The organism is Moraxella sp. VT-16-12 (genome assembly GCF_002224245.2).
Classification (GTDB): Bacteria; Pseudomonadota; Gammaproteobacteria; order Pseudomonadales; family Moraxellaceae; genus Moraxella.
In genome coordinates, this window is record NZ_NKHK02000007.1 from 78,569 (window position 1) to 101,521 (window position 22,953).

Consider the following 22,953-nt stretch of genomic DNA (forward strand, 5'->3'; position numbering starts at 1 on the left):
TTATAATACACCCATCATTTACCCACGCCTAGTGATTTAGGCTAGGCAATTTGGAATTAGTATATATGCGATTAACGACTCGTGGACGCTATGCCGTTACTGCCTTATTGGATTTGGCGGTACAAGAAAGTCGCCATCAAGGAGCGGTGTCATTGTCCGACATTGCAAAACGCCAGTCTATCTCCATATCCTATCTTGAACAGCTTTTTTCTAAACTTCGCAAAAAAGGCTTGGTCAGTAGCACACGGGGTGCTTCTGGTGGCTACCATCTTGCTAAGCCACTCAACGAAATTGACATCATGAGCATCATTACCGCCGTAGATGAAAGCGTTAATGCCATGCAATGCGGTGGCAAAGGCGACTGTCAAGACGGGGCGATGTGTCTGACCCACGATTTGTGGCATGGCTTGTCCGCTCATATTGAAGCTTATCTTAGCCAAGTTACACTTGGAGATTTATTAAGCTCTCACCACACACACACCATCGCTGACCGTCAAGAAAAATTTGTTCATCACAAAACCAACAAAAAAGACACCATTAACACCATTAATTTATTTGGAGCAAGCCCAGCATGAGCCAGACTTCTTTAATTTATTTAGACTATGCCGCCACCACGCCTGTTGCCAAGGAGGTTGCTGATAAAATGGTCAATTATATGACCTTTGATGGCATCTTTGGCAACCCTGCATCTCGCTCACATGGTTTTGGTTGGCAAGCCGAAGAAGCGGTTGAAAATGCTCGTTTGCAGATTGCCGAAACCGTTGGTGCTGACCCCAGAGAGATTGTGTTTACTAGCGGAGCGACAGAATCTGACAACCTTGCACTTAAAGGTGTGGCTCATTTTTACCAAAGCAAAGGTAAACACATCATCACCAGCAAGATTGAGCATAAAGCCATTTTGGACACCTGCCGTCAGCTAGAAGAAGAAGGCTTTGACATCACCTATCTTGAACCAGAACATGGCACAGGGCTTATCTACCCCCAACAGGTCGCAGATGCCATTCGTGAAGACACCATCTTGGTCAGTCTGATGGCGGTCAATAACGAACTTGGTACCATCACAGACATCAAAGCCATCGGCGAAATCACACGCGAAAAAGGCGTGCTGTTTCATGTGGACGCCGCCCAAGCGGTTGGCAAAATCAAGATTGATTTAAATGATTTAAAAGTGGATTTGATGAGTTTTTCTGCTCACAAAATTTATGGTCCTAAGGGTATCGGTGCATTGTATGTACGCCGTAAGCCCCGTGTCCGCATCAAAGCCGAACAGCACGGCGGCGGTCATGAGCGCGGTATGCGTTCTGGCACACTTGCTACCCATCAGATTGTGGGTATGGGCGAAGCCTTTGCATTATCAGTACAACGTTTTGATGAAGACCATGCTCACATCTCTCACCTAAGAGACAAACTATGGCAAGGACTACAAAACATTGAAGAAGTGTATCTCAATGGCTCTCTTGAGCAAGGCGTGCCAAATGTTTTAAACGTCAGCTTCAACTTTATAGAAGGTGAAAGTTTGATGATGAGCCTAAAAGATTTGGCGGTGTCATCAGGTTCGGCGTGTACGTCTGCCACTTTGGAGCCGTCTTATGTGCTGCGTGCCATCGGTCGCCCTGATGAGCTGGCTCATTCGTCCATTCGTTTTAGTATTGGTCGCTACACCACCGAAGAAGACATTGACCGTGTGCTTGCTCAAATTCATGATGCGGTAAACAAATTGCGTGAACTGTCACCACTTTGGGACATGTTTAAAGAAGGCGTGGATTTTAGTCAGGTTGAGTGGCAAGAACACTAATCAATCAAGGTAGGCATTATGACGATTTCTCATCACACCCCAAAAAATTTGTTTGCCCCCATTGGTCCTTATAGTCATTTTAGCCAAGTTGGTAATTTTATACAAATTTCTGGCACACCTGGTGTCAATCCAAAAACGGGTGAGATGGCAGGTGCTGATGCCTACTCACAAAGTAAACAAATTTTGCTCAACTTTGAGCATATGTTACAGATGGTCAATGCTGATTTGACAAATATTTTACACATTCATGTCTTTTTAAAAAATGTAGAAGATTTTGCTGAAATGAACCGTGCTTATGCTGAAATCTTTCAAGAGCATTATCCTGCCAGAACAGTGATTGTGGTAGCCGACCTACCTAAGGCAGGGGCATTGATGACAATGAATGCAACCGCAGTAACATCCAAATAAACAGACAACAGAGAGAAACTTATGGCATACTCAGACAAGGTCATTGACCATTACGAAAACCCCCGCAACGTCGGTAATCTTGATAAAAACGCCAAAAATGTTGGCACAGGCATGGTCGGAGCTCCCGCCTGTGGTGATGTCATGCGTCTGCAAATCCAAGTGGGCGATGACGGCATCATTGAAGATGCCAAATTTAAAACCTATGGCTGTGGCAGTGCGATTGCGTCAAGCTCACTGGTTACTGAATGGCTCAAAGGCAAAACCCTAGATGAAGCCGCCGCCATCAAAAACAAAGACATCGCCACCGAGCTTGCCCTACCCCCTGTCAAAGTGCATTGCTCTGTTTTGGCAGAAGATGCCATCAAAGCAGCGATTGAAGATTATCAAGCCAAAGCGGCCACCGTTTAACTTGTCATCAACACATAGGAGAGCGTATGATTACCCTAACCAAGCGAGCGATTAGCCATGTCAAAGAGTTTCTTGACAACCGTGGTCAAGGTGTTGGCATTCGTGTGGGCGTACGAACGGCAGGGTGTTCAGGGCTTGCCTATGTGCTTGAATTTGTGGACGAACCCAACGACACCGACGAGCGGTTTGACAATGATGGTGTGAGTGTTTTTGTAGACCCAAAAAGTTTGGTCTATCTAGACGGCTTACAGATGGACTATGTAACCGAAGGGCTAAACTCTGGCTTTAAATTCACCAACCCCAACCAAACTGGTGAATGTGGCTGTGGCGAATCCTTTACGGTGTGATATGAAACAAAATGATTTTTTTGCCTTATTTGGTCTGCCTGTAAGATTTGACATTGACAAAACCGCCCTAAAACAGCAGTTTTTAGCACTACAAAAACAACACCACCCAGATAATTTTTTGGGTGATGAGACTAAACACGCCGAACAAAATACCGCCCTGATTAACCACGCTTACACCACCTTAAATCGTGATGACAGTCGTGCGGTATATCTGTTAGAATATGTGGGTGTGGCATTTAATTTGGACAAATCCATCTGTGATGAGCCGTTTTTGATGCAGATGATGCAATTTCGCATGGACTTAGAAGATGCCATCCTTGACAAAGACCACGCAAGCATCCAAGCCATCGCTCATACGGTCAGCCAAGCACAAACCCTAACCGCCAAAGAATTTCATCAGGCATTTAATGACAAACAGTGGGATATTGCCCAAAACATCGCCCAAAAAATGAAGTTTTTGGCTAATTTATATGATGACATTCATCATGCCCTATCCCAAGCCAAACTTGGTGATAACACAGACAATGACGATGATTTATATGTTTAATGTTAAGTTTGCTTAAAAGCCACCAATACCAAAAACATTAAACACATAAGATTACCAGTCAATTTTATCGCCCACAAAGCGTGTGCCATTTGCTCAGCCAATTTATCAGACCAAACTACCATGTCTTTACTCCAAATCAGCGAACCCAACCAATCTGCCAAACCCCACGAACATCGTTTTGCCTTAGGTATTGACCTTGGGACAACGCATTCTTTGGTGGGAGTCGTCAAATCTGGACGAGCAGACGTGCTACCCTTTGGCAGCTCACCTTTGATGCCAAGCGTGGTCTATTATGGCGACAAATCAGACATGCCTGTGGTGGGTCATCACGCCCTGTCTTTTGATGACCCAAAAAACACCATCATCTCCGCCAAACGCTTTATGGGTCGCTCGCTTGATGACATCAAATTTAGCCACCCTTATGAGCTGACTGGCACAGACAATGCCATGCCCGCATTTATCACCGCCCAAGGTGAAAAATCCCCTGTGGAAACATCGGCTCATATCCTAGCCAAGCTATTTAATCACGCCAAAGCCAGTTTGCCTGCTGACAGCATACAAGGGGCAGTGATTACTGTGCCTGCCTATTTTGATGAAGCACAGCGTCAAGCCACCAAAGACGCCGCTACCAGCATTGGACTGCCTGTCTTACGCCTGCTTAACGAACCAACCGCCGCTGCCATCGCTTATGGTTTGGACAAATCTGCCACCACAGGCACCTATCTGATTTATGATTTGGGCGGTGGCACTTTTGATGTGTCTGTGCTACATTTAAATGATGGCGTGTTTGAAGTTTTGGCAACAGGGGGCAACAGTGCCTTGGGGGGCGATGACATTGACCGTTTAATCGCCAACTTTTTTATCAGATCAGCAGGCATTGACCCCAAAGACGTAGATAGCACCCAAAAATCCGCCCTAGCTCGCCTTGCCAAAAGCTACAAACAAACCTTGTCAAGCCGTCAAGCGGTATCAGTAGATATTGACATCAATGGCACGCCATTTACCACGCTTTTAACCCATGAACAGCTACGCCAAATCTGTGAGCCTGTCATCAAAAGAACCATGCAGATTGTTGGGCAAGTACTGACAGACGCTCGCCTTGACAAACCGACGATTGACGATGTGGTGCTGGTGGGTGGCTCAACACGCATGCCGATTGTGCGTGATGCGGTGCAAGCATATTTTGATAAAACCCCCCTTTGCTCCATCAACCCTGATGAAGTGGTCGCCCTAGGTGCAACACGACTGGCTCATCAGCTCATCTCTAACGACAGTCAAAATCTGCTTTTGCTTGATGTTACACCCTTGTCGCTAGGGCTTGAAACGATGGGCGGTCTGACCGAAGTGATTATCCCACGTAACACGCCCATTCCTGTGGCACGTCGCCAAACCTTTACCACGCACACAGATGGGCAAACAGGCATGGTGATTCATGTGGTGCAAGGCGAACGTGAAACCGTGGCAGATTGTCGCACCTTGGCAAACTTTACCTTAACTGGCATTCCGCCCATGAAAGCGGGGCTTGCTCGTGTGGAAGTTACCTTTGCCATTGATGCCAATGGTCAGCTTACCGTCTCTGCCATGGAGCTAAGCACCAAAGTTGCTAGCAAAATTGATGTGGTGCCAAGCTATGGATTGAGCGAAAGTCAGCAAGAAGAGCTATTAAAAGCCGGATTTATTCATGCCAAAGCAGACAAAGAAAAACGCATGCTCATTGAAGCACAAGTAGAGGCTGAGCGTGAGATTTTGGCATTAGATTCGGCTTTGGCAGAGTTTGCTGATTTATTAACACAAACACAAGTCATTGATTTACAAGAACAAATAAACAAAGTCAAATCCGCCATCGCCACTGACGACAAAGCGGTGCTAGATAGTGCGGTCAGTCAGCTCAAACCTTTGTCAGACCACTTTGCCTCTGTCATCATGAATCAAAACATCAAACAAGCATTGGCAGGCACAAAAACAAGCGACTGGCGATAACTTAGACATTTTTATCAAAAAGAAGTGAATACTATGGTAACTGTAACCGTACTGCCCCATCATGAGATTTGCCCAGAAGGGGCGACCGTTGAGCTTAATGAAGGCGACAACCTACTAGAAGGCTTGCATGAGCATGGGGTCAAGATTGAACACGCTTGCGACATGTCAAAGGCTTGCACCACCTGTCATGTTGTCATTCGTCAAGGCTTTGACAGCCTAGAAGAAATGGACGACATAGAAGCCGACCTGCTTGACCGTGCGTGGGGCTTAGAGCCCAACTCTCGTCTGTCTTGCCAGTGTATTGTCGCTGATGAAAACTTGACCATTCATATCCCCAAATACACCCTAAATCACGCCAAAGAAAATCATTAAACTGCATGACAACACCCAACAAAAAACCCACCACCAAAGAACTGCTGACAGAGTTTGTGGCAGAATGCAACTTTCAGCTGACACTAACCCTTGTGATTGGCATACTTGGCACGCTAGTGGGTTTTGTGCTTTGGACAAGTTTTTGGGCGTTGTTTTTGCTATTGCCTTTATTTGCAGTGATTTATCATCTTATCAAAAAACATCAAAGTCAGCCTTAATGTCTGATGACAGATAAATCTTAGCAGGCTATTTATCAACGTCAAATTATTTGTTACAATATATAAATTTTCATTGGAGCGACCTATGGCACTCGTATCTTTACGCCAACTTTTAGACCATGCGGGCGAACACGCTTATGGCTTGCCTGCCTTTAACGTCAATAACTTAGAGCAAATGCGTGCCATCATGATGGCAGCCGACCAAACTGACTCCCCTGTGATTGTGCAGGCTTCTGCTGGGGCTCGTAAATACGCAGGTGCACCGTTTTTGCGTCATTTAATTTTATCCGCCATTGAAGAGTGGCCACACATTCCTGTGGTCATGCACCAAGACCACGGTACCAGCCCTGCCGTTTGCCAACGTTCTATCCAGCTTGGATTTAGCTCGGTGATGATGGATGGCTCATTAAAAGAAGATGGCAAAACCCCTGCTGATTACGAGTACAATGTAGGCGTTACTCGTGAAGTCGTCAAAATGGCTCATGCTTGCGGTGTGTCGGTAGAAGGTGAAATCGGCGTGCTAGGTAGCCTAGAGACAGGCATGGCAGGCGAAGAAGACGGCGTGGGAGCTGAAGGCGTGCTTGACCACAGTCAGCTTTTGACCTCAGTAGATGAAGCTCGTCAGTTTGTCGCTGATACAAATGTGGACGCTTTGGCAATCGCCGTGGGCACTTCACATGGTGCGTATAAATTTACCCGTCCACCAACAGGTGATATTTTGGCGATTGAGCGTATCAAAGAAATCCATGAAGCCCTACCCAATACCCACCTTGTCATGCACGGTTCAAGCTCTGTCCCCCAAGAGTGGCTAAAAATCATCAACGAAAATGGTGGCAATATCGGCGAGACCTATGGTGTGCCTGTGGAACAGCTGGTAGATGCCATCAAACACGGCGTACGCAAAATCAACATTGACACCGATTTGCGTTTGGCAAGCACAGGGGCAATTCGCAAGTTTATGAACGAACACCCTGCCGAGTTTGACCCTCGCAAATACTTGCAGGCTTCCATCAACGCCATGAAAGACATCTGTGTGGCACGTTATGAAGCCTTTGGTAGTGCAGGTAATGCCAGTAAAATTCGTCCCATCAGCCTAGAAAAGATGGTAGAATATTACAAATAATCGTACACATTTTGGCAAAACCCAGCGATATGTTGGGTTTTGTTTTTTGATACCAAATAAGGAAAGCTATGATTGGCATGATTACAGGGCAAGTTGCCTACCTGTCCGCTCCTGTGGCTTGTGTGATGACAAGTGGCGGTGTGGCTTATGAGATTGAGCTGCCCATTGGGGCATTTTGTGGGCTTAGTGTGGGGGCAAGTGTCAGCTTATTTACCCACCTTCATGTGCGTGAAGACGCTCATCTGCTCTTTGGTTTTACCGACAAAGCTGAGCGAGAAATTTTTAAAAAACTTATTAAAATCAATGGTGTGGGTACAAAAATGGCACTTGCCATACTCTCCACACTGCCCGCCCAAGAGCTACGCCACGCCGTAGAGTATGGTGATGAAACCGCCCTAACTCGTGTGGCAGGCATTGGCAAAAAAACCGCCCAACGCCTTATCATTGAGCTAAATGGTAAACTCGATAATATAGGTGATGACAATTTTGTTGATACCAAGCACCAGCCAAGCCAAGAAAACAACCAAACCGCAAACCCCATGCACGTCATCGCTGAGACCGAAAGTGCCTTGGTAAGCCTTGGCTACAAAGAAAAAGAAGCCCAATCCGCCATCAAAACCGCCAAACAAACCCTGCCTGATGATGATTTGACCACGTCCAACCTATTAAAGGCGAGTCTAAAAATTTTGTCAGGGTTTTAATGGTCGCACGCCACACAGCACCAAAACGCCCCGCTCATCCATATAAAATTCCACGTCCACCGCCCCATAACGCATCACAAAAACGCTATCGGTTTCTGTTTGGCGATAGGCAGGGCGTGGGTCTTGGGCGATTAAATCGCTAATCATCTGCATATCTTGTGGTTGTAGCACGCCATCAGACACGCAATCAGCCAACTTAGCCTTGGCTGGCTCACTGATGATGACTGTTTTGGTAACTGGCCTATCCACACCCACCGCACCACTGACATTATCCACAAAAGGCAAATAAGGCTTAATGTCAAAAATGGGCGTGCCATCTGCCATATCCGCCCCTGTAATGTGCAAAATCGTTTGATTGTCCACCATCTCCACCTTATCAAGAGCCACCACCGACAAACCAAGCTGACTGGGTCTGTACATACTGCGTGTGGCAAAAACACCGATTTTATCGTTACCGCCCAATCTGGGTGGACGCACCTGTGGACGAAAATTGGCTTGGCTTTTATTATGATGAAACTGCCACAGCACCCACAAATGACTATACTGCTCAATACCCGCAAAAGCATCCGGCGTATCAAAGGGAGCAACAAAGCGAATGTGGCTTTTGATGGCAACAAGGTTTGGCTGACGGGGAATGCCAAATTTTTGGGTCAAAGGTGAATGATGGTAACCAATGATGGGAAGTGTATGGGTGTTCATGGATTTTTTAGGGGATTTGTGCTAAAATGATGGGCGTTGCCAACCATTAGTAACTGTCTGTGGCAAAAATCATTATCATAACACACATTTTGTCTTTACCCAATGTTGTGGTACTTTTAGCAACCGAAATAATTCTCAATCCTAAATAAAAGTGATACGCCATGTCAAAATTTATCAAAGAAACTGTTACTTATGTCCACCACTGGACAGACAGCCTATTCACCATCAAAACCACGCGTAGCGACAGTTTGCGTTTTCGTAGTGGCGAATTTGCCATGATTGGGCTAGAAGTTGATGGCAAACCACTCGTGCGTGCCTACTCTATCGCTTCGCCTGCTTGGGCAGAAGAGCTAGAATTTTACTCCATCAAAGTCCAAAACGGCCCTTTGACATCACGCCTGCAACACATCAAAGTTGGCGATGAACTGCTGGTCAGCAAAAAACCCACAGGCACACTGGTGCTCGATGACTTATTACCCGGCAAAAACTTATATATGTTAGCAACAGGTACAGGGCTGGCTCCGTTTTTGTCGCTTGTGCGTGAGCCAGAAGTCTATGAACGCTTTGAAAAGGTAATTTTGGTACACGGCGTGCGTCATGTGGAAGATTTGGCGTATCGTGAGATGTTTGAAAACGACTTGCCCAATGATGAGATTTTTGGCGAATGGGTGCGTGAAAAGTTCATTTATTATCCCACCGTTACTCGTGATGAATTTAAACACACAGGACGTGTTACTGAGCTTTTAAAATCAGGCAAACTCTTTGAAGACATTGGGCTGCCCCCCATAAGCAAAGAAAATGACCGTGTGATGATTTGTGGTAGCATGGCAATGAATGCTGACACGTCTGCCATTTTGGACGAATTTGGTCTGACTGTTTCACCGCGTATGGGTGTGCCTGCTGATTATGTGGTAGAGCGAGCATTTGTAGGCTAATTTAAAAAAATCCAAATTTGGGCGTGTTTTTTGCAAGTCAAGTAATGATATCAACAAATACGCCCATTGAAGGATTTTTATGTACATTGAATGTCAACAATGCCACGCCAACAATCACATAAACACCGAGTGTATCAACTGTCATGCCACATTAACCCATCATGTTGCACAAAAAAAGCCCCTATTAGCCTACCTTTTAAAAACGGTGATTACAGGCATCTTACTTATCATCATTGCCTTATTTGCTTACGAATACCATTTTAGAAACGCCCTATTTCCCCAAACTCCCAGAAACGCCATCTCCCAAGAGTACACAGCCATTGATGCGTGCATTAAAAAATTTTACACCCATCACAATAGCTTATCCATCTGCTCGCAGGCTCTTGAAAAAATGCAGGCAGAATATCCAAATGCCCCAGAGATTAACCCTGTCATACTCAACGCCTTTGCCGAAATTTACTCCCAACAGCTCCGATAATTTCATCATTTTTTCACATGACATCAAAAAAAGACGTGTTAGACTAAGGGCAAGCCTTTTATTATTGGTGTTTGTTTATGAAAATCGCTCTATCTGTGTTTGCCCTACTGATTTTATCTGCTTTTGCGGTGGTATTTAGTCAAGCTCCCACCAATCCTGCCAGTCAAGCCACTGCTCCATCAGTCACATCCCATGGGTCTGCCATCGCCCAACACACTCTATCGCCAAGACAGCTAGAACTGGTTAATCAGCCCGCCCTACCAGCAGGCACGCAGATTGACAAGTTGATTGTTTATAAATCCAAACGGGAAATGCACGCTTTTTATCAAGATAAACTGATTAAAATTTATCCGATTTCACTGGGAAAAAGTCCCATAGGGCACAAGCAATTTGAAGGCGACATGAAAACCCCCGAAGGCGTTTATTCTATCAATGACAGAAATCCAAACAGTGCTTATCATAAAAATTTGGGGATTTCTTACCCAAACGCCCAAGATGTCGCTTTTGCCAAATCGCATGGCAAATCCGCAGGCGGAGCGATTAAAATTCATGGCATTAAAAACGGTCTTGGCGACATCATCGGAGCAAATCACTTATTAAAAGACTGGACACATGGCTGTATCGCCGTTACCGACCGTGAGATGGACGAGCTGTTTGTGGCGGTGGTGGACAATGCCCCCATTCATATTTTGCCCTAAATTTGGTTTAACCAAATGGGTGGTAGCCGATGTGTAAATGCCAACATATCTTTTTTAGCATGACGATAATACTCACGATACGCCTGCACCGCATCATCACAGCGATACTCATCAGGCATGGCTTGTGGCGGTGGTACAAACGGCATGTCTGTGGTAATGGGATTGGTGCTTAATATGGCACGCAGTTTTTTGTCAGTCAGATGCACCTTGCCATAGCGGTGTGTATATTCATCACACAAACAGACAAACAACTGATACAACCAGCCATAATGCCAACAAGACTGACGCACCCACAGTGCAGATGGGTGGTTTTGATGGGTGGGGCGATACAACATGGCTTTTTGTTCATCATCAAACGTCTTTGCACCACATAAATGATGTGTGGTACAAAGTAGCTGAGCATATTCAAGTATCATCTTGACCACGTGTTTATCAGCATGATACATAGCACAAATGACAGGGTCGCTGTCCAAATAAAAGATATTCAAGCTGTTACAACACCATCATCAATCTTGGCACTGATTTTACTTGCCAGCAAAGCAAGCTCATCTGGGTCGGCAAAGCTACCTTCATGCTTACCAAGTTCGTGGACATGGCTAGGGATTAGGTGCAGGTGATAATGAAACACGCTTTGACCTGCATCTTGGTGGTTAAGCTGCATTTGTACCACGCCATTGACCCCAAGTGCTTTACGCTGAGCTTTGATGATTTTTTGGGCGGTGGCAATCACGGCGGTGGCATATTCTAAGGGCAAATCAGTCAGCTCTACCGCTTGGTATTTTGGCACAACCAACACATGACCTGTCGCCTGTGGCATGACGTCCATAAATGCCAAAGTTTTATCATCTTCATAAACTTTGTGGCAGGGAATCTCGCCACGTAGGATTTTGGCAAAAATATTATCAGAATTGTAGCTCATCGTCATTTCCAAAGTAATCTAAACACACCATCATTGTAGCAAGAGACGCTTGATAATACAATCATTCTACGCACAGATAAGGCAAATAAACCATCGCCAAAAAAGCACACTTTTCACTATCTTGTCTATCAAAACATGATTTTCTCTTTTAAATGATTTATGATATATTAACTTATTTTAATCAAGAGCCAGCCATGACCGATACTTTTATACTTCAAGAATTTATCATCAATGACACTTCTTTTCGGGTACACAACGTTAAAATAGACAAGCTCATCTGTGAGCGTGATTTGCCCATGATGTTTTTGGCACATTATGACAGCTTGCCTGATGACATCAAAACCGACAAACCACTTGCGACATTTTTAAAATACAGTACCCAAAAAATGACCACCCAAGAAGCCGCCACCTTGCTTGGTCTACCCCCAAACACCATCAAACCTGCCACCCACATCAAAATCACAGGCACAACCGTACTGGTTTGGGACGATTTTCCGCTTGCTTTGCATTTACAATTCACCAATACCGCCAAAGAATTTCAGACCCACTACGATGGCGAACCAAGCAGATTAATGCAAAAAGAAGCTCAGGCTTTTGCTTTTTCGGGCAATGTCCACGTCCTACATAAAACTACCACCAAAACACTCATCAGCGTGGATTTATCCGATGATGAATTTACCATCGCACCAAATGAAAGCTACACTCGCCTACCCAACAGCCACGCACTTGCTACCACGCAGATTTTAAACATCGCCAAAGACAAGTCGCCACAGTTTTTAGCACATTTGGCAGACGTCATCAGCACCAAGGTAATGGACAGCCTTTGAGACGGTCAAGCCCCAAATTATCCTTTATAATTTTGGTATAACGTGGTAAGATGAAACGGCAAATTTGACGAAAATAAGGATAAACAAATGCTGATTGAATTTACCAAAATGCATGGTCTTGGCAACGATTTTATGGTGATTGACCTAGTAACGCAACGCATGAATCTAACGACTGATTTGGTAAAATTGCTTGCTGATCGTCATTTGGGTGTTGGCTTTGACCAGTTGTTAATCGTAGAACCGCCGAGCCGTCCTGATGTGGATTTTAAATATCGGATTTTTAATGCAGATGGCCAAGAGGTTTCCCAATGTGGCAATGGTGCTAGATGTTTTGCCACTTTTGTCCAAGCTCGCAAACTTTCCTTTAAACAACGTCTTCGGGTGGAGACAGCAAGTGGCATTATCACGCTGACTACTGACCGCTATGGTTGGGTACAAGTAGATATGGGCAAACCCAAATTTGAACCTGATGAGATACCTTTTGCCCCCAAAGCCATCACCAAAGTTGGTAACAGCTACCGCATGATGATAGATGATACGCCTGTATCGTTTTATGTTTGCAATATGGGCAACCCCCATGCCGTCATACAAGTGGACGATGTGCTCACCGCCGATGTGTCAAGACTTGGCAAACTGATTGAAAGCCACGAAGCCTTTCCAGAGCGGGTCAATGTTGGCTTTGTACAAGTGGTCAATCAGCGTCATATCCGCTTGCGTGTTTATGAGCGTGGCGTGGGCGAAACCCAAGCCTGTGGCACAGGGGCGTGTGCGGCAGTTGCGGTGGGCGTGCGTGAAGGCTGGCTTGATGAAGGCGTGGACATCAGAGCCCAGCTTTATGGGGGCAGTCTTGCCATACGCTATCAAGACGGCTACTCGGTGATGATGACAGGTCCAACATCGTTTGTGTATGAAGGCGTGTTTAGTCCTGATGGTCTTGCCGCCCAAGCAGGGATTAACCTAACACCCAGTCATGATGGCGAATAATCAACTTGGCATTCAAGGGCAAGTCGCCCTTGTGCCTTGGTCGCCCCATTATGGCTCGTCAAACTCCAACTCTTCAACATCACCGTCCAACACATCTGTCCCAAATACCAGCCCCATTAAGGTTTGTAAATACTTGTCATTGCCTGATTGTATGTTCTTTAAAAACTCATCTTTATAATCTAGCAAATTAATGCTGTTACTGGCATTTGGGGTTTGTAGATGACTTGGCAGGCGAGCAAAGGTTTTGGTTTGGCTGGCATCTTGGTGGATTTTGGTAAAAACATCAACCATCATCGGCACATCTGACAGTTTCTTTGTCAAGCGACCTTGGTTTTTCAAATAATAACGCTGACTTACCCAAGACACTTTGCCACCATCAATGCCATAATACACCAAACTGGGCGTGCCTGTATCATTACCAACATCATCTTGGGTGGCATTTTGCTCATCTAGGCTATGATAGTAGCTTTGTACTTGTTGGTTTAGATTTGATAAAAACATGACCGCAAAAAAGCGAGCGTTTATTTTGGGTTCTTGGGGCGTGGCACTCTCATCATTTTGTGGCTTATCAGCATTACGCACCGTAACAACACTTTCGCCATCAACAATATCTCGCTCCATCGTTTGTAAATCATAACCTAGCAACTGCTCCAATGCCAAATCTGGATATTTTTTAATGATGGTATTATACAGCACTTCGGCAAACACATAATCACGGTACGCCTTATCTTTTGCACTAAGCTCATTTTTGATGATGCGGGGCGTGGCAGTCATGGTGGCAAATGTCGCTTGGGGAAGGTTGTCCACCAAAAATGGCACGCCTTTTAAACTGTCAGCACTCACCCAATCAAAACTCTCATTTGGCGTTACCAAAAAACTCTCTTTTTTGGCAGTCAAATATGCTTGGGTCAAATCTTTAATAAAATCATCAGGCAAACTGCCATCATTTAATGGTAAAAACAACCATTTATTTTGCCACTTATCGCCCAAATTCTTATCTAAAAACTGGCTGTTCGCCAATGCAAAATTATCCGCCCACAGATATATCCCGCCTGCTTTTATGTCAATATGTATGGGCTGATTGACAGAAAAATGTAGGTTTTTGGCATTGTATTGCACACTTGGCAATGCTGTCATATAGCCCTTTAAGGGGTGATAACTGCCCATGACAGATACACGACCCGACTGCAATAAGTAAGCATTTAGCAGCTCAGCTTTTTTGGCGTTTAAGGCATGGTCTGTTGAGTTTTCATCATTTTCCACTTCATCAATCGCCATTTGTGCCACCACATGAGCGGCAGTATCTGCCAAAAAGGCTTGGGCTTTTTCGTCTGCATTTAAAGCATGATATTGTTGATAAAATGCATCAAAATCAAAAGGCTCATAACCATCTTTATCGCCAATCACCGCCGTCATACAGGTTTGATATGCAGATTTGATGGCTTGTTGTTCTTGTGAATAATTCTTCTTTAAATACTCATCAAGTTTTTTACCGCCCTGTTCATCACGGGCTTTTTTTAACAACGCCACATAAGCATCATCATGGGTTTTATTGCAGTCATTTTCGGTTGGCACGCTGTCATCTTGGGGAGCATTGGCAAGTTCATCACGGTGAGCATGATTGGAGACATAAACATCTGTTTGATAACCAAACGAATGATATAACTGTGATTTGACCGCAGATGCTAGGCTATCTTTGGCACTCATTGCAGATGGCGTGGGATTATCATGGGTGATTGGTGATGTTGTGGCACAAGCCGTCAAAAAGCTTGCCCCCACCATCAGACAGGTCATTTTTTGTAAAGTCATCATCATTCCTTAGGCGGTTTATTTATATTGGCGTGTTGAACATTCTTTTTGCTTAAATGCTTCTGCCATCTGACGAACATCATCGTTAGCAGTTTCTGTGATGTTGTCTGTATTTTGCATACAAAGATTAGAAACATTAGACGTATCGTCATTGCTGACAGCATCTAAACTAAAAGCATATTCTTGTCGGACAGACTGGGCGGTCTTTTTAAAACGATAATCATCAACAGATGATTTTATCAACGCCACACCATCAACAGAAGTAGGCTCACTGAATGCCTGATAAAACTGCCCTGACAAAACATGACTATCAAAAAAGGCTTTGTCGTGGCGAGTTTGGGTGATATTTTTTAGGCGATAATCATGCAACTCATCACGCAACTCCATCACACTTTGTGAGCCCAATAGTTTACCATCAGCACTTAAATACACATAGCTTGCAGTATTCATGCTAAAAGGCAAAAACCCTTCTATCGCCTGCAACAATCCACCAACATCACTGCTGCGATGAGCCATGGTTAGCGTGGCAAAGTCCTTGATGGCTTTTTTGACAGTATCGGCGGTATGTTCACCCTTTTTAATGCCTTTGTTTTTATCGTTCTTGGTGGCGATGATGTCAGGATAAATATCAGGGTTTGCGTCCACATAAGCATTTAAATCTTGCACGACCATTTTGGCAATGGTGGCGTACATCTCGCCCATCTGCTGAGTACCAAGATGAATTTTGATGGTATGGCTGGCACGAATTTGTTTGGCAAAATCGTCTTGGCCTGCCACAGGGGTAAAGCTCTCACTGTCTAGCTCTTTTATCGCCACAACCACACCACGACTGATGGCATCATAAATAACATGGCTGGGTATTTTTTGGGCAAGCTCATGGGGTGCTTTAAAATACATCTGACCATTTGGTACATCTTTTGGTAAAGGTGCATATTTAGGCACAATCGCTGCCGCCAAAGGCAACAACGCCGATACGTCCGCATTCACCACACCCGTTCCAAAGTCTGTCTGTATGGGCAGTTGTGCTGACTGACGAGCGGTGGGCGACTCAAAATCTAGCGACCACAATATCGTTGCCTGACGATTGGCAGGATTATGATGACTCAGGCTGGTGATGGTGGTGTTATTGTACTGATAAAGATTTTTGGCAGTCAGCTGCTCAGGTGTTTGTTTGATATAATCTAGCATGCTTGCCATCATACTGCCATATATGCCAAACCTGTTTAAAACAGACAGCTCATCATTGGGCTTACTGTCTGTATTTTGACCGTATTGTTTCATGTCTCGGTAAGCTTGCAACCAACCAGATAAACCTTGATATTTGTCCACTCGGGTGTGGTACTCATCAAACTCACCATAATCTCGCACGTTTCTCATGGGATAGGTGGCATATTTGGCACTTTCAAAATCAACAATCTCATCATCAACGCCCAAATGCTCACCAGCACATTTGGCAAAATCCACATAATTGTCCAAATACGCTTTATCATCATTGGCATAAGTACGACCTGATGCACGCAAAGCACGCTGTCCTTGTATTGCTTGCTTTTGACAGGCCAATAAGTCCTTTGTAACGTTAAGATGATGTTCTGTATAACCGTTGGCAATATATGTGGCAGGCGTGATGGTTTTGTTTAAACCATAACCAACCGTACAAACGGTGTAGTTTTGGTAGAGTAACTGAACTGTTTGTTCATCGCTTGCACTGATAGATTTTTTTAAAAGTTCACGCACCCCTGTCTCATAATCACCTAAGCACGCTTTTGTGTCATTTAAATCTTGGATTTGATAACCTTGGGCAGATTTTTTTAGCTCGTTATGTTCGGCATCATGCTCTTTTTTTAGCTGATTAAGTGATGATAAGATGTTTTTGCCTGTTTCATCTTTCTCACTCACACGTCGGGCGGCGATGGCAGATAAAATTTCATCATCCAAATCGCTAATGGTCTCATTAGTAGCCTGCACCAACCCATTAATTTGATGATTTACTTGCAAATAAGTATCATCGGTCATCGCCACAGTTCTGCCAACAGTTGAGCGGTCATCTTGGTCATTATAACGCAAATAAGGTAAATCAACCATGGCGACATCATCACTCATGCCTTCATCTAAATATTCAGATTCGGTGCGATAAGGTTGGTGATTAATGTCTTGGTGGTTACGCTGAAACTCTTGCACCTTAACAAAACTGCCCCAAAATGGGTCTGCATTTTTATTTGGGCTGTCATCAGCATATAGTGGCATGACCTGTGAATAATGCGTGGAAACCGTATGACGTTCTTTGAGCAGATATTCGTTAATGGCTTTTGTAAATTGTGCTTTGGCGGTGGCAGATGGTGATGTTTCATCAAAAAATGCTTTGGCACTTGGGGGAATGACACTTGTGGTCGTCGGTGCGACAGTCAAATCAGGCGTATGCTGACAGGCAGTAAGAAGCACCATTGCCACTGACAACACGGCAGGTTTTAAATAAAATTTTGACATCAGATTTCCATAAAATATCAGTAACAATAACCACAGCAATTATACACAATTTTTAAAACGAAAAAAGATTTTTTTATATGACGGTTAATTAATTCATCATTTTTTCATCATTTGACAAACTTTTGATGGCGATTTAATCACACCCCCAATATTCATCATTTTACACAAAAAAACACCCAAGATAATCTTGGGTGCTGGTTGGGATAACTGTATCAAAAGATTATTTGATACGCATATCTCCTGTTTCAACAAAACGCTGATGCCATGACAGAGCTTCTAGCAAAATGTGTGGCGTGTGGATACCACCTGCTTTTTGGCTTGCCACCAAGGCACGGTCATAATAATCACGCAGCATATCACGATAATCAGGGTGCGAGCAGTTTTCAATGATAAGTTTGGCACGCTCTTTTGGTGCTTTACCGCGCAAATCTGCCATGCCCTGCTCAGTAACAATAAACATCACATCATGCTCGGTGTGGTCATGGTGGCTGACCATAGGCACAATGGCAGAGATTGCACCACCTTTGGCGGTTGATGGACTGACATAGAATGAGAAAAAGCCATTACGCGTAAAGTCGCCAGAGCCGCCAATGCCGTTCATCATGCGAGTGCCCATGACGTGCGTGGAGTTTACGTTGCCATAAATGTCCGCTTCAATCATAGAGTTCATGCCAATCACACCTAAGCGGCGGATAATCTCAGGGTTGTTACTGATTTCCATCGGACGCAAGATGATTTTATCTTTTAAAAACTCAATGTTTTCGTTAAAGCGAGCTAGGGCATCTGGGCTAAATGACAAGGCGGTGGCAGACGCTGTTTTCATCTTTTTGGCAAGAATCAAATCAAGCATACCGTCTTGGAGTACTTCGGTGTAGCCCACCAAATCTTCAAATGGTGCATCCAAAAGACCTGCCATCACCGCATTGGCAACGTTACCTACGCCCGATTGAAGTGGTAATAAGCTCTTGGGCAAGCGACCTGCTTTGACTTCATGGTCAAGAAAATCAATCACTTGGGCAGCGATACGCTTAGAAACGTCGTCAGGCTCAGCAAATTTAGAGTTACGGTCGCCAGCATCAGTCAGCACAATCGCCACAACCTTATCGGTATCAATGGTAAGACCTGCTGTGCCGATACGGTCAAATGCTCCTGTGATAGGAATGGGCTTGCGGTGCGGTGGCAGACCCACTTCGCCATAAATGTCGTGCATGCCTTCTAAGCCTGCACTTAGGGCAGCGTTAATCTCAATGATGACTTTATCGGCATTTTTGACCGCTTCTACGCCATGACCAATACCCATGGCAAAAACCAGCTCGCCGTTTTCGGTGATGGCGGTAGCTTCTACGATGGCAATGTCAAATTTACCATAAAAACCTTGACGCATTTGCTGTTCAACGTGCGATAAGTGCATGTCTTGATAAGCAATCTCGCCTGCGTTAATGCCGTTACGCAAGGTTGGGTCAGATTGAAATGGCGAGCGAAAATGCAAGGCTTTCGCTTCTGCCAGCACACCATCACACTCAGGAGCGGTGGACGCACCTGTTACCATACCAATGCTAAACTTTTCGCCTTTGGCGTGCAAATCTTTGGCTTTATTGGCAATGGCAGTTGGTAAAGCCTTAGGGTATCCAGCCCCTGTAAAGCCTGTGATGGCAAGCATCATGCCGTTTTTTACAAATTCTGCCGCCTGCTCAGCACTCATCACTTTATCACGCAAACCTGCGTGGCGAATACGGTCAATAGACATAATCATTCCTTATCCAATAAATGAAAACTTAGCAAATAATCATTTGCACAAGTATTAAGATTTTAACACCGATTACCCACAAAATAAATAGCCGATTGTTGTTTTATCATGATTTTTTTAAATCAAAGCATTTGGGTATTTTGACAACAAAATAAACCATTTAAAAAATTCTGCCGTCATTACGCACTTTAGCATATTGTCCAATCTTATCCTCTATGTTTTTGGCAATGTCCAAATAAAAATGAGCAAAATCATCACCTTGGATAACACTTGGTACGCCATTATCCACACTTTCACGAATGGCACTTGCCAAAGGCAGTCGCCCCAAAAATGGCACGCCATAATTTTTGGTCATCTCATCTGCCCCACCTGTACCAAATATGGCTTCGGTATGTCCACAGTTGGTGCAGGTATGTAAAGCCATGTTTTCAATAATACCTATGATGGGAATGTGGGTTTTGGCAAACATCTCAACACCTTTTTTGACATCAAGCAGTGCAATGTGTTGTGGCGTGGTTACAATGACTGCTCCTGTAACAGCAATACGCTGAGCCAAAGTGAGCTGAATGTCGCCTGTGCCGGGGGGCATGTCTATGATAAGATAATCTAAGTTTGGCCAGTTGGTTTGGTTGTAAAGCTGCATCAACGCCCCTGTTGCCTTAATCCCACGCCATGCCACAGGCGTGCTGTTGGTATCTAGCAAGCTACCAATGGACAGTATGGCAAGCCCATGAGCATCAATGGGTACAAATTGCTCATGCTCTACAATTGGTTTAACACCTGCCACACCAAGCATGTCAGGCACACTAGGCCCATAAATGTCCGCATCTAACATACCCACTTTATGACCCAAACTTTGCAATGCCAACGCCACATTGACCGCCGTGGTGGACTTACCTACACCCCCTTTACCTGACGCTATCACGATGGTGTGGCGAATGCGTGGGTGGGGAGCAATGTCATCTTGGGTGGGAGCAGTTTTTTGGGGGCTGTTGGCAGGCGTGGTTTCTTTGGGGTGAAATGTTTTGGCTGATGAAACTTTGGCAGTTTTTGACACATGAAAATTTAGCTCACCCACGCCCACGCCTTGTAGCTGACTTTGTAAGGCATGGTAACTGCGTTCAAGCTCACGCTCATCTGCTGCATTGTCTATCTTTAAGGAGACATCAAGCACATCTTCATGGGCAGATTTGTCGGTAATAAAAGACGTGATTGGCTTGCCAAACAATTTGGTATTAGCCAATATCTCATCTACGGCTTTCACATCAATCTTAGATTTTTTAAATAATGAAAACATAACACCGCCCATTTTACTTTAACACAACCAATACAACATCTGTCCGCCAATATCATCATCTGAGCTGGTAGAATGTTGTGGTAAATTTTTGGTCATGGCTAAATCCACATCTACGCCATCATCAGCAAAACCAATCAGCCCACGTTTCATCAGCTCCAACACCGCCACAAAACTCACCACCACACCCACACGCCCTTGTGTTTTATCCAGCAACTCATGAAAAGTCGCCCCACCTTGTTTACTTAAAATCCGACTGATTTTTGCAATACGCTCAGACAACGGCACAGGGTCGGTTTTAATGTGGTGCATTTGATAATCAGGCTTGATTTGCATTGCCACAAGGCTGTTTACCAATATGTCGGCTGAAAATTTATGGCAATGGTCTTGCATGGTTTCTACACTTGGCAAGCTGGTAAATGCCACAAACACATCACGCTCAAAACGAATCAGTCCATCAAGGCGAATGCTGGCTTCTTTGATTTGAGCATATTCTTCTAGTCGCCTAATGAGTCGTGCTTTGGGATTATCTTCATCGCCTGATGGTTTGCTTTGTGGCAAAAGTAACTCACTTTTGATGGCAATCAATGTGCTTGCCATGAGCAAATAATCGCCAGCCAATTCAAAATATGAGTCGTCCAACTCACGAATATAGTTCAAATATTGCTCGGTAATTGGCAAAATGGCAGTATCCGCCAAATCAAAATTGTTCTTTTTTACCAAATACAATAAAAAATCCAAAGGGCCTGCAAACTGCTCCAACCACACCGCAAACGCATGGGGAGGTATGTACAAATCATCTGGCAGACTTACCACAGGCGTATCAAAAATGCGAACGCCTGTGTCGTGGTTGTTTTGCCCAGTTTGTGCCATAACTGCCTTGATGTGTTATTTTAGTTTGGCGAGTGGTCTAATCCCTGTTGCTCTGCGTGTTTTATCAAGCTGTTTGTCAGCATATCGTCTTGCTTTAACCGCACCCATCTGCAAAATCTCTTCTAGCTCTTTGGGATTATTCATCAAATGAAGGTATTTTTCACGCATTGGGGCGATTTCATCATTGATTTTATGAAATAAAATGTCTTTGGCTTCACCCCAGCCAATGCCACGGCGATAACGCTCGGCAAGCTCATTTATCTCATCTGGTGAGCCAAATGCCTTATAAATCTCAAAAATATTGCACTCATCAGGGTTTTTTGGCTCTTCGGGGGCTTGGGAATTGGTTACAATTTGAGCAATCGCTTTTTTTAGTGCCTTTTGGGGGTCAATATTTGGGCTGCCATCACCAAATAGTGGTATGGTATTGCCATAGGATTTGCTCATTTTGCGACCATCAAGTCCTGTTAATAGTGGGGTATTTTCATCTGTAACCGCCACAGGCAGTGTAAACAGCTCTTTGTATTTGTGGTTAAATGTGCCTGCGATGTCTCGTGCCATCTCAATGTGCTGAATTTGGTCTTTGCCAACAGGAACGTGAGTGGCATTAAACATCAAAATGTCCGCACTCATCAAAACAGGATAACTAAACAGCCCCATACTGATACCAAAATCAGGGTCAGTATCGCCCTTTGCTAGGTTCATGTCCACACTTGCCTTATAAGCGTGAGCCCTGTTCATCAGCCCCTTAGCACACGAACAGCTCAAAATCCATGACAGTTCTGGAATTTGGGCAATGTCTGACTGGCGATAAAAGATAACTTGCTCAGGGTCAAGACCGCACGCCAACCAAGTGGCGGCAATGGCTCGTGTGGAGCGATGAATCTCATCAGGGTCAAAGCATTTGATAAGTGCGTGAAAATCCGCCAAAAAGAAAAAAGCATCACCACTATCATCAGCAAAAGCCTGCTTAGCAGACGCAATGGCGGGACGGATAGAGCCAACATAATTGCCAAGATGGGGAATGCCTGTGGTGGTAATGCCTGTTAAAATGCGTTTTTTGGTAGAAGTTTGGGTTGTCATGACTGACCTTAATTGATTGATAAAACGATAAAATCACCCCAAAGATAAATGATGCTTTGGGGTAGAGTTTTAATGGTGATGTGTGGTCAAATTATTCATATTGCCAAATTTGGTGCTATTTATTGCTTTGTTAGCAATTTGAATTATTATACACCATTTAATAAAAAACATATAATGATTTGTTAAGTGCTGATGAGTAAATTGGTTGCACTGCCCTATGGATT

Annotated in this window: 25 protein-coding genes; 16 read left to right on the plus strand and 9 right to left on the minus strand. The window is 44.4% G+C overall.

Going from position 1 to position 22,953, the window contains the following annotated elements; translation table 11 throughout:
* Positions 1-65: 65 nt before the first annotated feature.
* The 11 genes from CEW93_RS07665 (at position 66) to ruvA (ending at position 7,899) form a co-directional block, all read left to right on the plus strand.
* The gene (locus tag CEW93_RS07665) at positions 66-575 is read left to right on the plus strand and encodes an Rrf2 family transcriptional regulator (protein ID WP_089539363.1); all 510 of its coding nucleotides are present in this window, start codon (positions 66-68) and stop codon (positions 573-575) included.
* Positions 572-1,795 carry an IscS subfamily cysteine desulfurase gene (locus CEW93_RS07670; RefSeq protein ID WP_089539361.1) on the plus strand — a complete coding sequence of 408 codons (1,224 nt, stop codon included), beginning with the start codon at positions 572-574 and terminating at the stop codon, positions 1,793-1,795. The genes CEW93_RS07665 and CEW93_RS07670 overlap by 4 nt, the downstream gene beginning before the upstream one ends.
* An 18-nt stretch (positions 1,796-1,813) precedes the next feature.
* Positions 1,814-2,203, plus strand: a complete 390-nt coding sequence (locus CEW93_RS07675; RefSeq protein ID WP_089539359.1) for a RidA family protein — start codon at positions 1,814-1,816, stop codon at positions 2,201-2,203.
* A 21-nt stretch (positions 2,204-2,224) separates the two neighbouring features.
* Positions 2,225-2,611, plus strand: coding sequence for a Fe-S cluster assembly scaffold IscU (gene iscU / locus CEW93_RS07680; RefSeq protein ID WP_089539358.1), 387 nt, complete (start codon positions 2,225-2,227; stop codon positions 2,609-2,611).
* 26 nt (positions 2,612-2,637) lie between these two features.
* Positions 2,638-2,958, plus strand: coding sequence for an iron-sulfur cluster assembly protein IscA (gene iscA, locus CEW93_RS07685; protein ID WP_089539356.1), 321 nt, complete (start codon positions 2,638-2,640; stop codon positions 2,956-2,958).
* 1 nt (position 2,959) lies between these two features.
* Positions 2,960-3,505 carry a Fe-S protein assembly co-chaperone HscB gene (gene hscB, locus CEW93_RS07690; RefSeq protein ID WP_089539354.1) on the plus strand — a complete coding sequence of 182 codons (546 nt, stop codon included), beginning with the start codon at positions 2,960-2,962 and terminating at the stop codon, positions 3,503-3,505.
* Positions 3,506-3,625: 120 nt separating this feature from the next.
* The gene (hscA, locus tag CEW93_RS07695) at positions 3,626-5,485 is read left to right on the plus strand and encodes a Fe-S protein assembly chaperone HscA (protein WP_089539353.1); all 1,860 of its coding nucleotides are present in this window, start codon (positions 3,626-3,628) and stop codon (positions 5,483-5,485) included.
* A 33-nt stretch (positions 5,486-5,518) separates the two neighbouring features.
* On the plus strand, positions 5,519-5,857 hold the full coding sequence (gene fdx, locus CEW93_RS07700) for an ISC system 2Fe-2S type ferredoxin (protein ID WP_089539352.1): 339 nt from the start codon (positions 5,519-5,521) through the stop codon (positions 5,855-5,857).
* Positions 5,858-5,862: 5 nt separating this feature from the next.
* Positions 5,863-6,075, plus strand: coding sequence for a hypothetical protein (locus tag CEW93_RS07705; protein ID WP_089539351.1), 213 nt, complete (start codon positions 5,863-5,865; stop codon positions 6,073-6,075).
* Between the two features lie 85 nt (positions 6,076-6,160).
* Complete coding sequence (gene fba, locus CEW93_RS07710; RefSeq protein ID WP_089539350.1) at positions 6,161-7,198, plus strand: class II fructose-bisphosphate aldolase; 1,038 nt, start codon at positions 6,161-6,163, stop codon at positions 7,196-7,198.
* A gap of 68 nt (positions 7,199-7,266) precedes the next feature.
* The gene (gene ruvA / locus CEW93_RS07715; protein WP_089539349.1) at positions 7,267-7,899 is read left to right on the plus strand and encodes a Holliday junction branch migration protein RuvA; all 633 of its coding nucleotides are present in this window, start codon (positions 7,267-7,269) and stop codon (positions 7,897-7,899) included.
* Here the strand turns inward: ruvA and tsaA are convergent.
* Positions 7,888-8,598 carry a tRNA (N6-threonylcarbamoyladenosine(37)-N6)-methyltransferase TrmO gene (gene tsaA / locus CEW93_RS07720; RefSeq protein WP_089539348.1) on the minus strand — a complete coding sequence of 237 codons (711 nt, stop codon included), beginning with the start codon at positions 8,596-8,598 and terminating at the stop codon, positions 7,888-7,890. The genes ruvA and tsaA overlap by 12 nt on opposite strands.
* A gap of 161 nt (positions 8,599-8,759) precedes the next feature.
* Here tsaA and CEW93_RS07725 point away from each other — a divergent pair, with 161 nt between their 5' ends.
* The 3 genes from CEW93_RS07725 (at position 8,760) to CEW93_RS07735 (ending at position 10,709) form a co-directional block, all read left to right on the plus strand.
* Complete coding sequence (locus tag CEW93_RS07725; RefSeq protein WP_089539347.1) at positions 8,760-9,533, plus strand: ferredoxin--NADP reductase; 774 nt, start codon at positions 8,760-8,762, stop codon at positions 9,531-9,533.
* Between the two features lie 79 nt (positions 9,534-9,612).
* Complete coding sequence (locus tag CEW93_RS07730) at positions 9,613-10,011, plus strand: hypothetical protein (protein ID WP_089539346.1); 399 nt, start codon at positions 9,613-9,615, stop codon at positions 10,009-10,011.
* A gap of 77 nt (positions 10,012-10,088) precedes the next feature.
* Positions 10,089-10,709, plus strand: coding sequence for a murein L,D-transpeptidase family protein (locus CEW93_RS07735; protein ID WP_089539345.1), 621 nt, complete (start codon positions 10,089-10,091; stop codon positions 10,707-10,709).
* Here CEW93_RS07735 and CEW93_RS07740 read toward each other — a convergent pair.
* Both CEW93_RS07740 and CEW93_RS07745 read right to left on the minus strand, forming a co-directional pair.
* A complete protein-coding gene (locus CEW93_RS07740; protein WP_089539344.1) occupies positions 10,706-11,197 on the minus strand; it encodes a pyrimidine dimer DNA glycosylase/endonuclease V in 492 nt (163 codons plus the stop codon). The genes CEW93_RS07735 and CEW93_RS07740 overlap by 4 nt on opposite strands.
* Complete coding sequence (locus tag CEW93_RS07745) at positions 11,194-11,634, minus strand: HIT family protein (protein WP_089539343.1); 441 nt, start codon at positions 11,632-11,634, stop codon at positions 11,194-11,196. The genes CEW93_RS07740 and CEW93_RS07745 overlap by 4 nt, the downstream gene beginning before the upstream one ends.
* Before the next feature lie 188 nt (positions 11,635-11,822).
* Here CEW93_RS07745 and CEW93_RS07750 point away from each other — a divergent pair, with 188 nt between their 5' ends.
* The gene (locus tag CEW93_RS07750) at positions 11,823-12,455 is read left to right on the plus strand and encodes a hypothetical protein (protein ID WP_143822758.1); all 633 of its coding nucleotides are present in this window, start codon (positions 11,823-11,825) and stop codon (positions 12,453-12,455) included.
* 87 nt (positions 12,456-12,542) lie between these two features.
* Complete coding sequence (dapF, locus tag CEW93_RS07755) at positions 12,543-13,439, plus strand: diaminopimelate epimerase (protein ID WP_089539341.1); 897 nt, start codon at positions 12,543-12,545, stop codon at positions 13,437-13,439.
* 48 nt (positions 13,440-13,487) lie between these two features.
* On the opposite strand, the gene CEW93_RS07760 is transcribed toward dapF, so the two are convergent.
* From CEW93_RS07760 to trpS, 6 genes are all read right to left on the minus strand, one after another.
* On the minus strand, positions 13,488-15,248 hold the full coding sequence (locus tag CEW93_RS07760) for a hypothetical protein (protein ID WP_089539340.1): 1,761 nt from the start codon (positions 15,246-15,248) through the stop codon (positions 13,488-13,490).
* Between the two features lie 18 nt (positions 15,249-15,266).
* A complete protein-coding gene (locus tag CEW93_RS07765; RefSeq protein ID WP_089539339.1) occupies positions 15,267-17,732 on the minus strand; it encodes a hypothetical protein in 2,466 nt (821 codons plus the stop codon).
* 220 nt (positions 17,733-17,952) lie between these two features.
* Positions 17,953-19,479 (minus strand): acetyl-CoA hydrolase/transferase family protein, encoded by a 1,527-nt coding sequence (locus CEW93_RS07770; RefSeq protein ID WP_089539338.1) that lies wholly within the window; start codon positions 19,477-19,479, stop codon positions 17,953-17,955.
* 160 nt (positions 19,480-19,639) lie between these two features.
* Positions 19,640-20,776: an Mrp/NBP35 family ATP-binding protein gene (locus CEW93_RS07775; RefSeq protein WP_089539373.1), complete on the minus strand. Its 1,137-nt coding sequence runs from the start codon at positions 20,774-20,776 to the stop codon at positions 19,640-19,642.
* An 18-nt stretch (positions 20,777-20,794) separates the two neighbouring features.
* Positions 20,795-21,646, minus strand: a complete 852-nt coding sequence (locus tag CEW93_RS07780; protein ID WP_089539337.1) for a ScpA family protein — start codon at positions 21,644-21,646, stop codon at positions 20,795-20,797.
* A gap of 15 nt (positions 21,647-21,661) precedes the next feature.
* Entirely contained in the window at positions 21,662-22,729 is a 1,068-nt protein-coding gene (gene trpS / locus CEW93_RS07785) for a tryptophan--tRNA ligase (protein ID WP_089539336.1), read from the minus strand.
* Positions 22,730-22,953 lie beyond the last annotated feature (224 nt).